The sequence below is a fragment of the Teichococcus aestuarii genome, assembly GCF_003116135.1.
Taxonomy (GTDB): domain Bacteria; phylum Pseudomonadota; class Alphaproteobacteria; order Acetobacterales; family Acetobacteraceae; genus Pseudoroseomonas; species Pseudoroseomonas aestuarii.
On sequence record NZ_PDOA01000018.1, the window covers coordinates 1 to 13,299 of the forward strand.

At 72.1% G+C, this 13,299-nt stretch carries 15 protein-coding genes; 7 read left to right on the plus strand and 8 right to left on the minus strand.

From position 1 onward, the window contains the following. A partial coding sequence (locus tag CR165_RS19295) for a transposase (protein ID WP_181378245.1) occupies positions 1–253 on the minus strand: 253 nt, incomplete at its 3' end. Positions 254–888: 635 nt separating this feature from the next. Here CR165_RS19295 and CR165_RS19300 point away from each other — a divergent pair. The 6 genes from CR165_RS19300 (at position 889) to CR165_RS19325 (ending at position 4,627) form a co-directional block, all read left to right on the plus strand. Further along, the gene (locus CR165_RS19300) at positions 889–1,437 is read left to right on the plus strand and encodes a hypothetical protein (RefSeq protein ID WP_109518583.1); all 549 of its coding nucleotides are present in this window, start codon (positions 889–891) and stop codon (positions 1,435–1,437) included. Positions 1,438–1,442: 5 nt separating this feature from the next. Further along, the gene (locus tag CR165_RS19305) at positions 1,443–1,991 is read left to right on the plus strand and encodes a hypothetical protein (RefSeq protein ID WP_109518584.1); all 549 of its coding nucleotides are present in this window, start codon (positions 1,443–1,445) and stop codon (positions 1,989–1,991) included. Continuing rightward, positions 1,988–2,410 (plus strand): hypothetical protein, encoded by a 423-nt coding sequence (locus tag CR165_RS19310; protein ID WP_109518585.1) that lies wholly within the window; start codon positions 1,988–1,990, stop codon positions 2,408–2,410. Before CR165_RS19305 ends, CR165_RS19310 begins: the two co-directional genes overlap by 4 nt. A gap of 58 nt (positions 2,411–2,468) precedes the next feature. Further along, on the plus strand, positions 2,469–2,900 hold the full coding sequence (locus tag CR165_RS19315; RefSeq protein ID WP_146201945.1) for a hypothetical protein: 432 nt from the start codon (positions 2,469–2,471) through the stop codon (positions 2,898–2,900). A gap of 21 nt (positions 2,901–2,921) precedes the next feature. Next, the gene (locus CR165_RS19320) at positions 2,922–3,341 is read left to right on the plus strand and encodes a hypothetical protein (RefSeq protein ID WP_109518587.1); all 420 of its coding nucleotides are present in this window, start codon (positions 2,922–2,924) and stop codon (positions 3,339–3,341) included. A gap of 194 nt (positions 3,342–3,535) precedes the next feature. Further along, on the plus strand, positions 3,536–4,627 hold the full coding sequence (locus CR165_RS19325; protein ID WP_109518588.1) for an SMP-30/gluconolactonase/LRE family protein: 1,092 nt from the start codon (positions 3,536–3,538) through the stop codon (positions 4,625–4,627). A 41-nt stretch (positions 4,628–4,668) separates the two neighbouring features. Here the strand turns inward: CR165_RS19325 and CR165_RS19330 are convergent, their stop codons facing one another. The 7 genes from CR165_RS19330 to CR165_RS19360 all read right to left on the minus strand — a co-directional run bounded on the left by CR165_RS19330 (position 4,669) and on the right by CR165_RS19360 (position 12,376). Next, positions 4,669–5,874 (minus strand): molybdopterin molybdotransferase MoeA, encoded by a 1,206-nt coding sequence (locus CR165_RS19330; protein ID WP_109518589.1) that lies wholly within the window; start codon positions 5,872–5,874, stop codon positions 4,669–4,671. Next, positions 5,874–6,374 (minus strand): cyclic pyranopterin monophosphate synthase MoaC, encoded by a 501-nt coding sequence (gene moaC / locus CR165_RS19335; RefSeq protein ID WP_109518590.1) that lies wholly within the window; start codon positions 6,372–6,374, stop codon positions 5,874–5,876. The genes CR165_RS19330 and moaC overlap by 1 nt, the downstream gene beginning before the upstream one ends. After that, entirely contained in the window at positions 6,371–7,180 is an 810-nt protein-coding gene (trpC, locus tag CR165_RS19340; protein ID WP_109518652.1) for an indole-3-glycerol phosphate synthase TrpC, read from the minus strand. The genes moaC and trpC overlap by 4 nt, the downstream gene beginning before the upstream one ends. 87 nt (positions 7,181–7,267) lie before the next feature. Further along, entirely contained in the window at positions 7,268–8,302 is a 1,035-nt protein-coding gene (gene trpD, locus CR165_RS19345; protein ID WP_109518591.1) for an anthranilate phosphoribosyltransferase, read from the minus strand. Beyond that, positions 8,299–8,904 carry an anthranilate synthase component II gene (locus tag CR165_RS19350; protein WP_109518592.1) on the minus strand — a complete coding sequence of 202 codons (606 nt, stop codon included), beginning with the start codon at positions 8,902–8,904 and terminating at the stop codon, positions 8,299–8,301. Before CR165_RS19350 ends, trpD begins: the two co-directional genes overlap by 4 nt. A 59-nt stretch (positions 8,905–8,963) precedes the next feature. Beyond that, positions 8,964–10,484 carry an anthranilate synthase component I gene (gene trpE, locus CR165_RS19355; protein ID WP_109518593.1) on the minus strand — a complete coding sequence of 507 codons (1,521 nt, stop codon included), beginning with the start codon at positions 10,482–10,484 and terminating at the stop codon, positions 8,964–8,966. Further along, positions 10,481–12,376, minus strand: coding sequence for a peptidylprolyl isomerase (locus CR165_RS19360; RefSeq protein WP_109518594.1), 1,896 nt, complete (start codon positions 12,374–12,376; stop codon positions 10,481–10,483). Before CR165_RS19360 ends, trpE begins: the two co-directional genes overlap by 4 nt. 148 nt (positions 12,377–12,524) lie before the next feature. Here CR165_RS19360 and tpiA point away from each other — a divergent pair, with 148 nt between their 5' ends. Next, the gene (tpiA, locus tag CR165_RS19365; protein ID WP_181378247.1) at positions 12,525–13,259 is read left to right on the plus strand and encodes a triose-phosphate isomerase; all 735 of its coding nucleotides are present in this window, start codon (positions 12,525–12,527) and stop codon (positions 13,257–13,259) included. The last annotated feature ends 40 nt before the right edge of the window (positions 13,260–13,299 follow it).

Sequence of the window (13,299 nt, forward strand, 5' to 3'; positions counted from 1 at the left end):
GCCGTCGAAACCACCAGTAGATCGTCTGCCATGGCCCGAAATGGACCGGCAGCATGCGCCATCCGCATCCTGCCCGCGCCAGGTAGCGGATCGCGTTCAGCACCTCGCGCAGGTCGACGCCAACCCGTCTGCCGCGGGCGCTGCTGGGCGGCAGCAGAGGACAAATGACCTGCCATTCCTCGTCAGTCAGATCTGTCGGGTAGCGCCGCCGCTCAAACGCTGCCTGCCGGGCACGGTGTTCCTTGGTCCACATCCAGCCCATCTGGCCACGCAGGGACGCCCAAACACCTCACCACCAGCATTCTCAAACAGGCAGTTAGCTTCTGTTCGGTGGCCCGCGATGGCCGGGGGGGGCGCCTCAGAGCGCGGATGCCTTATGGCTCGATGCCTAAGGTACGATCTTTTTTGAGGCATACCCCGTGTTGGTCACGAAAAAGTTACAAAATGGGGCTGGATCGTGGGCCAGTCTGAGATCGCATGATTGAGGAGAGTGAAATCAAGCGTCTAGAGGAGGCTGTTTAAAGTCAGCTCCCTCCTTCAAACCGAGGGCTAATAGGCTTGAGTCAGAATCAGGAAGCGGTTGGCCTATCATGGGTTAAAATCGTGGGCACAGGTCGCCCTCAACTAAAATCGGTAGCAGTTACAGTAGCTTGGGAGGCGGTGTGAGAAGGCCATCCCCTCCGCCACCCTCTCCTGCTGACATCACAGATTTCGCGGCCGCATGAGGCCTGCTTCCCTGAAGTCGCTATGGCGCATTCAGGTATGGAATGCTGCGTGATAGGGCGGCGAGCACGTCTTCGTTCACGAGAACTTGACGGGGAGTGGCAAGGCTGTAACAGATCATTGTCAAGCCAAGCCTGCTCAAAGCCGACCTCGCCGGGAATGTTGATGCGCCTCTCGCACTTTGTCGCCCTTGCGGCAGCAACATCCGTTGCCGCGTGCCAGCAGCCCGACCAGGACTGGGCCAACAAGGCCGCCCTTCAGGCCGGCGCACCCCTGGAGAATGCCGCCGCGCTGCGGGAGGCGCAGACTGCGCGCTTCCCTGAGACCTCCGAGCAGCGCCTGCTCGTCGAGGCGACCCAGGTTCTGCAGGATCTCGGCTTCACCATCGAGGAAAGCGCCCCCGGCTACGGCGTACTCGCCGGCAGCAAGGACCGCGACGCGACCGAAGCCGGCCAGGTGGTCGGGCAGGTGGCGCTGACTGTGGGCCTGGCGCTGCTGGGCGTGCGGTACAACCCGGTCTACGACACCGATCAGGTGATCCGGGCGACGCTCACCACCCAGCCACTCGGCACGCGCGACAGCCAGTTGCGCGTCTCCTTCGAGCGTATCGTCACGACGAACCAGGGCTTATCCCGGGTCGAGCGCCTCACCGAGGCGGAGTTCTCCAGCGGCTTCTTCGAGAGGGTGCGCGCCGGCCTGGCGCGCGCGGCATGAACCGGATGCGCACCATTTTGCCCCTGGCACTGCTTGCGCCGCTTCTCGCCGCCTGCGCCCAGCAGCAAACGGTCTTCGAGCCCAGCCGCAAGCCCGCCACCGAGCTGCGCGCCGCCCAGGTCCGCCTGGTGCCGGTGGATGCCGAGTCCGCCATGCGCGGCGTCATCGCCACCCTGCACGACCTCGGCTACCGCATCACCAAGGTTGAGCCGGAGGCGGGAACCGTCTCCGCCACCCGCGTCACCGCGCTGCGCATGGCGGTGGTGGTGCGCCCGCGCTCGCCAGGGGAATCCGTGGTGCGTGCGAATGCCACCATCGTCGCACCGCTGCGCGAGGCGCAGGTGGACAGCGCCGAGTTCTACCAGAAGAATTTCTTTGCCCAGCTGGCCGCGACGCTGCAGCGTGAGGTGGCCGAGGCGCCGGCGGATGTGACCGCCCCGGAGGCTCAGCGCCCCACCGCCGAACTGAACACCATCCAGGAGCGCGAGGCCGCCGCCCGCGCTGTCGCGCAGCCCGCCACGGCGAGCCCTGCAAACGGAGCTTCTTCCCGATGAATGCGATACGCCGTCTGCTGCCGGCCCTGGGCCTGGCCGCCCTCCTGGCTGGTTGTGCCTCCGCCGAGGACCATGCCCGCAGCGTCGCGGCGGGCCGCGAGGCGCAGGACCGCATGACGGTCGGCACCGTCCAGCGTGAGATCCGCGTGGGCATGAGTGGCGCGGAGGTGGCGGCGGTGCTGGGCTCGCCCAACATCGTCACCACCGACGAGCAGCGCCGCGAAACCTGGGTCTATGACCGCATCGCCACCGAGCAGGTCTATTCCAGCTCCCAGGGCGGCGCGGGGGTGCTGTTCCTGGGCGGGGCGAGCGGGCGCGCCGGGGCCGCCAGCACCTCGCAGCGGACCCTCACCGTGATCATCCGCTACGACGCGGCCGGCAAGGTGCGGGATTTCTCCTACCGCTCCTCGAGCTTCTGAGCCGGGGGCGCGGGTCATGCGGCGGCCCTCCCGCCCGCGGCGCCGTCACGTTCTGGCCGTGCTGCCATCCGCGGCGCTGGCCGGCTGCGCGCCCACGGCCGAGCAGCAGGCGGCCGCCTTCATGCCGAGCGCCGCGGCGACCGCGCTGCGCGCCCGGCAATCCCGCCGTTTCGACACGGCCGACCGGGAACTGATGCTGCAGAGCACCGTCGGCGCGCTGCAGGATCTCGGTTATCTCATCGAGGAGACGCAGGCGGCGCATGGCGTCGTCGTCGGCACCAAGAACACAAGCGGGCGCGTCCGCGCGCAGGTGGTGCTGCGGCCGGGCGCCGATGGCCGGAGCATCCTGGTCCGCGCTACCTTCCAGACCATTGTCCCGCGTCCGGGTGCCATGATCGCCATGGGGGAGACCCTGGAAGATCCGGCCATCTACCAGGGCTTCTTCGAGAAGCTGGCGCAATCCGCCTTCCTCACCGCCCACGAGATCTGAGTCCTGCCCGGAAATCCCTTCATGCTCCGTTTCGCCTCCGCCATGGCCCTGCTGCCGCTGCTGGCCGCCTGCCAGATGGACAGCCGCCAGCAGGTGCTCGGCAGCGCCAACAGCCAGGCGGCGCAGCGCGCCATCTCCACCCGCGCCTTCGAGACGGCGGATAAGGCCAAGGTGTTCCAGGCGGCGCTCAGCGCACTGCAGGATCTGGGCTTCGTGGTGGACCGCGCCGACACCGTACTGGGCACCATCAGCGCCACGCGCTACGGCAATGGCGGACTGGTACGCTTCACCGTCACGCTGCGCCGCGGCGGGGGCAACCGGACCATCGTCCGCGCCTCCGGCCAGATGAACCAGTACGAGCTGTCCGATCCGGCGCCGTTCCAGCGCTTCTTCGAGACCCTGTCCCAGGCCCTGTTCCTGCAGGCCAACGCGATCGAGTAAGCGTGCATCAAGGCGGCGCCGGCATGCCGCTTTACGCCTTATCGTGTCATATGACGAATTGACACCCTCCGGCCCCAATGCCAGCCTGCTTCTGGAACAGCCTTTCCTCGCGGCACCCGCACGCATGGCGCGTGGGGCCTCCGGGGGCGGGGCGGGCGGTAAGCGGCCGTCAGTGCCGCCAAGGAGGAACCACCATGAGCACGACACGCCGCAGCCTGCTGCGGGGCGGAGCCGGCCTGGCCGGCGGGGCGCTTCTCGCCTCCGGCGCGGCCGCGCAATCCTTCCCCTTCACGCCGAACCAGCGCTACCCGGACCCGGCGGTGCAGATCCTCGACCCGAGCTTCGCGCGCTACCGCATCTACAGCAGCACGCTGGAGCAGGTGGCGACCGGCATGCGCTGGGCGGAAGGGCCCGCCTACTTCCCCGAAGGCGGCTACCTGCTGTGCAGCGACATCCCGAACAACCGCATCATGAAGTTCGACGAGAAGGATGGCCGCTTCACCGTCTTCCGCGAGAACGCCAACTACAGCAACGGCAATGCGCGAGACCGGCAGGGAAGGCTGCTCACCTGCGAGCACTCCGTCACCCGCCGCGTCACGCGGACGGAGAAGGATGGCAGCATCACGGTGCTGGCGGACAGCTTCGAGGGGAAGCGGCTGAACGCGCCGAACGACATCGTGGTGCGCTCGGACGACACGATATGGTTCACCGATCCGCTCTTCGGCATCAACGGCGAGTGGGAGGGCAGCCGCGCCCGCCCCGAGCAGCCGACGACGAATGTCTACCGCATCGGCACGGACGGGAAGCTCAGCGCCGTCATCACCGATCTGGTCAACCCCAACGGCCTGGCCTTCTCGCCGGATGAGAGCAAGCTCTACGTCGTGGAATGGAAGGGCACGCCCAACCGCAGCATCTGGCGCTACGACGTGCAGGCGGATGGCCGGGTGGCGAACAAGACCAAGTTCATCGACGCCGCCGACCAGGGCGCGCTGGACGGCTTCAAGGTGGACCGCGACGGCAATCTCTGGTGCGGCTGGGGCAGCAATGGCGCGCTGGAGGCCGAGCCGCGCGAGGTGGGCGGGCGCCGCGTCTACGCGCTGCGCGGCAAGCCGGAGGAGCTGGACGGGGTGATGGTGTTCAACCCCGAGGGCAAGGCCATCGGCTTCATCCGCCTGCCGGAGCGCTGCGCCAACCTGGCCTTCGGCGGCCCGAAGAACAACCGGCTCTACATGACCGCCAGCCACTCCCTCTATGCCCTGCATGTGGAGGCGCATGGCGCGGTGTAGGCCGCGCCGGCCGGCGGGAAGCCGCCCGGTCGGATCCCAGGTCAGATCCCCAGATCGGCCAGGCTGACCACCGGCACCAGCGCGCCGGCCTGCAGGGCCGGGGCGTGTGGCGGGCGCTGCAGCAGCGCATCCGCGCCCGCCAGGATGCGCAGCATGGCGCTGTCCTGCCGCGTGGCGGGCACCACCACGGCGCGGCCTTCGGCATCGGTCTCCAGCCGGGCGCGCATGTATTCCTCGCGCCGGTCGTTCTCCGGCAGGGCAGCGCCGAGCCGCACCATGCGCAGCGGCAGCGGCGCCACCGGCAAGCCGGAGAGCCGCGCCAGCGCCGGCCAGAGGAACAGCACGGAGCAGACCAGCGCCGAGACCGGGTTGCCCGGCAGGCCCAGCACCGGCGTCTCGCCCAGCCGGCCCCAGATCAGCGGCTTGCCCGGCCGCATGGCGATCTTCCAGAAATCCAGCGTGAAGCCGTGCGGGGCAAGGGCCGATTGCACCAAATCGTGCTCGCCCACGCTGGCGCCGCCCGTCGTCACCAGCATCTCGCAGCGCCGTGCGGCCTCGGCCGCGGCGCCGATGGCGTCGTGGTTGTCGCCGGCGATGGGCAGCACCACCGGCACACCTCCCGCCGCCCGCACCAGCGCCGCCAGCATGTGTGCGTTGGAGGAGACGATGCCGCCCCCCGGCAGCGGCTCGCCCGGCAGCACGATCTCGTCGCCCGTGGCCAGGATGGCGATGCGCGGCGCGCGATGCACGGCAAGCCAGGCATGGTTGCCGGCGGCGGCAAGGCCGATGTCGCGTGCCGTGAGGCGGCGCCCGGCCTTCAGCAGCGTGTCGCCCGCGCGGAAATCCATGCCGGCGCGGCGGATCCAGCGGTCGGGCCGCACCGCCTCGTTGACGCGCACCGTGCCCCCGGCGGCGGTGGCGTCCTCCTGCAGCAGGATGGCGTCCGCCCCCTCGGGCACCGGCGCCCCGGTGAAGATGCGCACCGCCTCGCCCGCGCCGACCACGCCGGCGAAGGGATGGCCCGCCGGCGCCGCGCCGATGACTCGGAGCATGGCCCCCTCCAGGGCATCGGCCGCGCGCACGGCATAGCCGTCCATGGCGGAGACATCGGCCGGCGGCTGGGTCAGGCGGGCCGCCACGGGGCGGGCCAGCACGCGGTTCCAGCCCTCGGCCAGCGGCACCGTCTCGGCGCCGCAGGGGGAGAGGGCCTCCAGGATGCGGCCGCGCGCCTCCTCCACGGAAATCATCAGGACGCCTCCCAGACCCCGGACTTGCCGCCTTCCTTGCGGGCGAGGCGGATCGCCTCGATGCGCATGCCGCGGTCGATCGCCTTGCACATGTCATAGACCGTCAGCGCCGCGACGGAGACGGCGGTGAGCGCCTCCATCTCCACGCCCGTGGGGCCGGTGGTCTTCACCCGTGCCTCGATCTCCACCGTGTCCGGCCCGGCCGGGGTGAGGTCCAGCTTCACCGAGGAGAGCGCCAGCGGGTGGCAGAGCGGGATCAGCTCGGCGGTGCGCTTGGCGGCCATGATGCCGGCGATGCGCGCCACGCCCAGCACGTCCCCCTTGCCGATGCCGCCCGCGCGGATCGTCTCCAGCGTGGCCGGCGCCATCACCACCCGCCCGCGGGCGATGGCGAGGCGGGCGGTCTCCGGCTTGCCGGAGACATCGACCATCACGGCGCGGCCCTCGGCATCGAAATGCGTCAGGCCGGCCGGCGCGCTGTCCTCGGAGGGGTCGCTCATCCCGCCTGCACCATGGCGCGGGCGGCCTCGGTCACGTCCGCCTGGCGCAGCAGGTGCTCGCCCACCAGGATGCAGCGGGCGCCGACGGCGGCCATGCGGCGCACATCCTCCGGGTCGCGCAGGCCGCTCTCGGCCACCGGGATGCGGTCGGCGGGCACCATCGGCACCAGCGCCTCGGCGGTGGCCAGGTCGGTCCTGAGGCTGCGCAGGTTGCGGTTGTTGATGCCGATGAGGCGGGTGTGCAGCCCGAGCGCGCGCTCCAGCTCGCGCTGGTCGTGCACCTCGGCCAGCACCGACATGTCCAGGCCGCGGGCGACATCCTCCAGCTCGCGCGCCTGCGCGTCGGAGAGGGCGGCCATGATCAGCAGGATGCAGTCGGCGCCCATCGCCCGCGCCTCGAACACCTGGTAGGGGTCGATCATGAAGTCCTTGCGCAGCACCGGCAGGGCGCAGGAGCTGCGGGCGGTGACGAGGTCGGCCGGCGTACCCTGGAAATATGGCGCATCGGTCAGCACGGAGAGGCAGGCGGCGCCGGCGGCCTCGTAGGCTTTGGCCAGCCCGGCGGGGTCGAAGGGCTCGCGGATCAGCCCGCCCGAGGGCGAGGCCTTCTTGATCTCGGCGATCAGCCCGATGCGGCCCTCGGCCACGGCGTTGCAGAGCGCGCCGGTGAAGTCGCGCGGCTTGCCGGCATCCTGCGCGCGCTTCTCCATCTCGCCGAGCGGCGTGGCGGCGGCCCGCTCGCGCACCTCCACCTCCTTGTCGGCCAGGATGCGGAGGAGTGTGTCGGGCAGGGTATCAGCGTTCATGGTCATCTCTTGCAGCCCTGGGCGCGGGGGGAGAAGCGTGCCGGGGCTTCTGGGGGAGGTCGGGTGGTCGGGTGCGCGGCCGGGCCTTCAGCCCGGAGAAATCTCGGCCGGCGGCGCATGGGTGGCGTGCCGCAGCCGCTCCAGCGCCGCCAGGGCCGCGCCCTCGTCGATGGCGCGGGCCGCGCGGGCGGCGGCGCCCCTCAGATCGTTTGTTTCGCTGGCGACGACAAGGGCGGCGGCCGCGTTCAGCACCACGCAATCGCGATAGGGGCCATGCGCGCCCCGCAGCAATTCCACCAGCGCGGCGGCATTCTCGGCCGGGTCGCCGCCCTTCAGCGCCGCCATCGGCGCCTCCGGCAGCCCGGCATCGGCCGGGGTGAGAGTGAATTCATGGATCTGGCCGCCGCGCAGCTCCACCACCTGGCTGGGGCCGGAGAGGGCCAGCTCGTCCATGCCCTGGCCATGCACCAGCCAGGCGCGCTCGCTGCCGGTGCGGGAGAGGGTCTCGGCCATCGGGCGCAGCCATTCCGGGGCATAGGCGCCGGTCATCTGCCGCTTCACCCGCGCCGGGCTGGTCAGCGGCCCGAGCAGGTTGAAGATGGTGCGGGTGCCGAGCTCGACGCGCGGCCCGGCGGCGTGGCGCAGCGCAGCGTGGTGGCGCGGCGCCATCAGGAACACCATGCCCGCCTCGCGCAGCACCGCCGGCAGGGCCGGCAGCGGCACGTCGAGGTTGATGCCGAGCGCCGAGAGCGCGTCCGAGGCGCCGGATTTCGAGGAGAGCGCGCGGTTGCCGTGCTTGGCCACCGGCACGCCGCAGGCGGCCACCACGAAGGCCGTGGCGGTGGAGATGTTCAGCGTGCCCATGCCGTCGCCGCCGGTGCCGACGATGTCGATGGCGCCCTCGGGCGCCTCGACGGCGTTCATGCGGGCGCGCATGGCGCGCACCGCGCCGGTCATCTCGGCCACCGTCTCGCCGCGCACGCGCATGGCCATCAGCATGGCGGCGATCTGCGCCGGCGTGGCCTCGCCCTCCATGATCAGGCCGAAGGCGTGCTCCGCCTCGCTCTCGGCCAGCGTCTCGCCCTCGGCGAGGCGGGCCAGCACCGGCTTCAGCGTGTTCATGCCGCCTGCCGCTCCGGCGCGGGCAGGTCGGCGCCGGCCATGGTCAGGAAGTTGCGCAGGATGTCGTGCCCATGCGCGCTGGCGATGCTCTCGGGGTGGAACTGCACGCCCCAGATCGGCAGGTCGCGATGCGCCAGGCCCATGATCAGCCCGTCCTCGGTCCAGGCCGTCACCTCCAGCTCCGGCGGCAGCCCCTCGCGCCGCACCACCAACGAGTGGTAGCGCGTGGCGGGGAAGGGGCTGGGCAGGCCGGCGAAGAGGTCGGTGTCGCGGTGGTGCATGGCCCATACCTTGCCGTGCACCGGCACCGGCGCGCGCTCGACGACGCCGCCGAAGGCATCGCCGATCGCCTGGTGGCCGAGGCACACCCCCATCAGCGGCACGCGGGCCGCGGCGGCGGCGTGGATGAGGGGGAGGCAGATGCCGGCCTCGCGCGGGGTGCAGGGGCCGGGCGAGAGCAGGATGGCCTGCGGCTCGAGCGCCAGCGCCTCCTCCGGCGTCAGCGCGTCGTTGCGCCGCACCTCCACCCGCGCGCCGAGATCGCCCAGGAAGTGGTAGAGGTTGAAGGTGAAGCTGTCGTAGTTGTCGATCAACAGGATCATGGTGCGCGATCCTTCTCCCCTGGGCGGGTGCGGGTCAAGCGTGGGCTGCTCGGCGTCTCTCAGCGGCGCCCGGCGGCGAAGCGGACCGCCTCCTCGGCGGCGCGGAACAGGCCGCGCGCCTTGGCCCGCGTCTCCTCGTATTCCGCCACCGGGTCGGAATCGGCCACCACGCCGCAGCCGGCCTGGACATACATGGTGCCCTCCTTCACCAGCGCGGTGCGTAGCGCGATGCAGGTGTCCATGCCGCCATCGGCGCCGAAATAGCCGACGCCGCCGGCATAGAGGCCGCGCCGCGAGGGCTCCAGCTCCTCGATGATCTCCATGGCCCGCACCTTCGGCGCGCCCGAGAGCGTGCCGGCGGGGAAGCCGGCGGAGAGCGCCTCCAGCGCGCCCACGCCCGGCCGGGCCTTGCCGCGCACCTCGCTGGCGATGTGCATCACCTGGCTGTAGCGCTCGATGTTGAAGCTCTGCGTCACCTTCACCGAGCCGATCTCGGCCACGCGCCCGACATCGTTGCGGCCGAGGTCGAGCAGCATCAGGTGCTCGGCGCGCTCCTTCTCGTCGGCCAGCAGCTCCTTCTCCAGCGCCAGGTCCTGCTCGGGCGTGGCGCCGCGCGGGCGGGTGCCGGCGAGCGGGCGCACCGTCACCTCGCCATGCCGCAGCCGCACCAGGATCTCCGGGCTGGCGCCCACCGCCGCATAGCCGCCGAAGTCGAAGTAGAACAGGAAGGGCGCCGGGTTGATCCGCCGCAGCGCGCGGTAGAGGGCGAAGGGCGGCAGGGCGAAGGGCACCGAGAAGCGCTGGCTCGGCACCACCTGGAACACGTCGCCGGCGCGGATGTATTCCTTGGCCCGCTCCACGGCGGCCAGGAAGTCGGACTTTGTGTAGTTGGAGGCGGGCTCGGGCAGGGCGGGCAGGTTGGCCGGCGGCGCCGGGCGGGGCAGGGGGCGGTCGAGCGCCGCCTCGGCCTCGTCGAGCCGCGCCTGGGCGGCGTCCCAGGCGGCCTGCGGGTCGAGGCCGGGGAAGACCGGCGCGCAGAGCGTCAGCGTGTCCCGCACATGGTCGAACACGGCGATCAGCGTGGGGCGCATCATCACCGCCTCGGGGATGCCGAGCACGTCCGGCCGCAGCGCCGGCAGGCGCTCCATGTGCCGCACCATGTCGTAGCCCAGATAGCCGAACAGCCCGGCGGCGATCGGCGGCAGCCCGGCCGGCAGCGGCAGGCGCGCGGCCTCGATGGCGGCGGCGAGGCTCTCCATCGGCGGCGCCGCCTCGGGGACAAAGGCGTGCGGCGCGGAGAGGGCGTGGCGGTTGATCTCGGCGTGGCCGTCGCGGCAGCGCCAGACGAGGTCGGGCGCCATGCCGATGGCCGAGTAGCGCCCGCGCGCCGCGCCGCCTTCGACGCTCTCGAACAGGAAGGCGTTGGGCTGCCCCTGCACCAGTTTGAGATAGGCGCCGACCGGCGTGTCGAGGTCGGCGACCCGCTCGCGCCACAGCACCTGCCCCTGGCCGGCGCCAAGGCCGGCGGCGAAGGCGGTGAAGTCGGGGCCCTGGGTCGGACTGGTGGAGGGAGCGTTCATCGGTTGGCGACCTGACCGAGCATGTTCTCGTTGTAGGTGACGTCGCCGCGGGCGCGCAGCGCGTCCAGATACTGCACCTCGAGATCGGCCAGCATGGCCTGCTCCACGGCGTCGCGGGTGCGGCCGAGCGCCAGCGGGTCGCTGTCCGGGTTGAAGGGCAGCACCTCCAGCACCTGCGCCACGGCGAAGCCGTTGCCCGTTTCGGCCATGGTGGCGGCGTTCGGAGCGGTGGCGAAGAGCGGCTGCACCAGCTCCGGCGGCAGGCCCGACTGCGGCTGCGGCTGCCGCCCGAAGGGGCCAACGCGGCGCGTGGCGAGCCCGGCCTCGCGCGCCGCCTCGGCCAGCGGCTTGCCGCCCTGCACGGCGGCCAGCAGCCCGGCGGCGCGCTCCTCCACCGAGCGGCGGCGGGCATCGGCGGTCCAGGCTTCCAGCACCTGCTCGCGCACCGTCTCGAAGGGGCGCAGCGCGGCGGGGATCACCTCGCGCAGCTCGAAGGCGAAGAGGGCGGTCTGCCCGGCCTCGGCCAGGCGCGGCATCTGCCCCTGCTCGGCGGCGAAGACGGCGCGCAGCGCGATGTCCCGCGCGCCACCCTCCAGCGGCAGCGCGGCGGGCTGGCCCTCGCGGTCGAGGCCGCGGGCGTCCAGCGTCACCTCGGCCAAGGCGAGGCCGAAGCGCGGCGCCAGCTCGGCCAGGGTGGCGCCGCCGGCCAGCGCGTCCTCCACCTGGTTGGCGCGCTCATAGGCGAGGTCGGCGGCGCGCTCACGCTTCACCTCGGCCTCCACCTGGGCGCGCACGGCGTCGAAGCCGCGGCTCTCGCCCGCCTCGATGTCGGTGACGCGCAGCACGTGCCAGCCGAAGGGGCTCTGCACCGGGGCGCTGACGCCGCCTTCCGGCAGGGCGAAGGCGGCCTCGGCCAGCGCCTCCACCGGCAGGCCGGCGCGGTCCAGCGTGCCGAGGGCGAGGGCCTGGCCGCCCGCCTCCTGCGCCGCCGCCTCGATGGCGGCGAAGTCGGCGCCCTCGCGCCAGCGCGCGGCGATCTCGGCGGCCTTGGCCTCGTCCTGCACCAGCACCTGCTCCAGGGTGCGGCGCTCCGGCACCTCGAACTGGCTGCGGCGCGCCTCGTAGGCGGCGCGCAGCTCCGCCTCGGTGGGCTGCACCTCGGCCGCCAGCGTCTCCGGCGAGAGCACGGCGATGGTGGCGCGCCGGTATTCGGGGGCGGAGAAGCGGTCCGGGTTGTTCTCGTGGTAGCGGCGCAGCTGCGCCTCCTCCGGCGCCGCCGGCTCGGGCGCGGCGGCCAGCGGCAGCAGCACCAGCTCGGCCACGCGCTGCTCGCGCTCCCAGGCCAGCAGCGGGCGGGTCAGCGCGTCCGGCGCGGCGGCGCCGGCGCGCACGGCGCCGACCAGCTGCTGGCGGCGCAGATCGTCGCGCAGCAGGCTCAGGAAGCCCGCCTCGGAGAGGCCGTTGTTGCGCAGGAAGCCATCCAGCAGCGGCCGGCTGAAGCGGCCATCGGCGCCGTGGAAGGCGGGGATGGAGAAGACATAGTCGCGCAGCGCGGCCTCGGGGGCCACGATGCCGAGGCGGCTGGCCTCCTGCCGCTGCACGCGCTCCATCACCAGCCCCTCCACCGCCTGGCGGGCGAGGGCGGTGGCCATCGGCGGCGTCATCTCGAAGCCGGCGCCGAGCTGGCGCTGCACGCGCTGCATCTCGCGCCGCGCGGCCTCCTGGGCCTCGGGCAGCTCGATCGGCTCTCCGCCCACGCGGGCCACCGCCCGGTCGGTGCCGAAGTTCCGCACGATGTCCTCGATCCCCCAGATGGCGAAGGACAGGATGAGGAGGACGAAGAGGCCCTTGGCGAACCAGGTACCGGCAAGGCGGCGCAGTGCAGTGAGCATCGTATTCCGCGACTGATGAAGGCGGGCGGACCATAGGGAAAAGGCAGGCGGTTGCCAAACACCGGCGCCGCCTGTAGCGCGGCACGGCAACACTTTGTTCACCACGGACCGCCCGACAGGCAGAAGGAGACCGGGAATGACCCCAGGCGTGCGCCCGCTGATCGCCGGCAACTGGAAGATGCACGGCACCCTGGCCGAGGCCACCGCCCTAGCCTCCGGCGTCGCCGCCGGCGCCACGGAGAAGGCGGAACTGCTGGTCTGCCCGCCCTTCCCGCATCTGGTGCCGGTGGCCGAGGCCCTGCGCGGCAAGGCCGTGGCGCTGGGCGCGCAGGACTGCCACGCCGCCGCCAAGGGCGCCCATACCGGCGACGTGGCGGCCGCCATGCTGAAGGATCTCGGCGCGGCCTATGTCATCCTCGGCCATTCCGAGCGCCGCGCCGACCATGGCGAGAGCGACGCCGCGGTGAAGGCCAAGGCCGAGGCGGCGCTGGCCGCCGGCCTCGTGCCCGTGGTCTGCGTGGGCGAGAGCGAGGCGCAGCGCCTCTCCGGCGAGGCCGAGGCGGTGGTGGCCGGGCAGCTCGCCGGCAGCCTGCCGGAGGGCTTCGCGGCAGCCGGCGGCGTGGTGGCCTATGAGCCGGTCTGGGCCATCGGTACCGGGCGCACGCCGACGGAGGACGACATCGCCGCCATGCACGCCCGCATCCGCGCCGAGCTGGAGAAGGCGTTCGGCGAGGCCGGCAAGACGCTCCGCATCCTCTATGGCGGCTCGGTCAAGCCTTCCAACGCCAAGGGCATCCTGGCCCTGCCGCATGTGGATGGCGCGCTGGTCGGCGGCGCCAGCCTGAAGGCGGAGGATTTCCTGGGGATCGCCGCCGCCCTCTGAGGCGGGCGCTTTTTTCCGGAGGAGGGCGGACCCCGCCCCC

Bases quoted from the DNA above. Each gene is read 5' to 3' on its own strand.
- CR165_RS19330 (WP_109518589.1), bottom strand. From the start codon at position 5,874: ATGATTTCCGTGGAGGAGGCGCGCGGCCGCATCCTGGAGGCCCTCTCC.
- trpD (WP_109518591.1), bottom strand. From the start codon at position 8,302: ATGAACACGCTGAAGCCGGTGCTGGCCCGCCTCGCCGAGGGCGAGACG.
- CR165_RS19350 (WP_109518592.1), bottom strand. From the start codon at position 8,904: ATGATCCTGTTGATCGACAACTACGACAGCTTCACCTTCAACCTCTAC.
- CR165_RS19310 (WP_109518585.1), top strand. From the start codon at position 1,988: ATGAATGCGATACGCCGTCTGCTGCCGGCCCTGGGCCTGGCCGCCCTC.
- CR165_RS19305 (WP_109518584.1), top strand. From the start codon at position 1,443: ATGCGCACCATTTTGCCCCTGGCACTGCTTGCGCCGCTTCTCGCCGCC.
- CR165_RS19325 (WP_109518588.1), top strand. From the start codon at position 3,536: ATGAGCACGACACGCCGCAGCCTGCTGCGGGGCGGAGCCGGCCTGGCC.
- trpE (WP_109518593.1), bottom strand. From the start codon at position 10,484: ATGAACGCTCCCTCCACCAGTCCGACCCAGGGCCCCGACTTCACCGCC.
- moaC (WP_109518590.1), bottom strand. From the start codon at position 6,374: ATGAGCGACCCCTCCGAGGACAGCGCGCCGGCCGGCCTGACGCATTTC.
- CR165_RS19300 (WP_109518583.1), top strand. From the start codon at position 889: ATGCGCCTCTCGCACTTTGTCGCCCTTGCGGCAGCAACATCCGTTGCC.
- CR165_RS19360 (WP_109518594.1), bottom strand. From the start codon at position 12,376: ATGCTCACTGCACTGCGCCGCCTTGCCGGTACCTGGTTCGCCAAGGGC.
- trpC (WP_109518652.1), bottom strand. From the start codon at position 7,180: ATGAACGCTGATACCCTGCCCGACACACTCCTCCGCATCCTGGCCGAC.
- CR165_RS19320 (WP_109518587.1), top strand. From the start codon at position 2,922: ATGCTCCGTTTCGCCTCCGCCATGGCCCTGCTGCCGCTGCTGGCCGCC.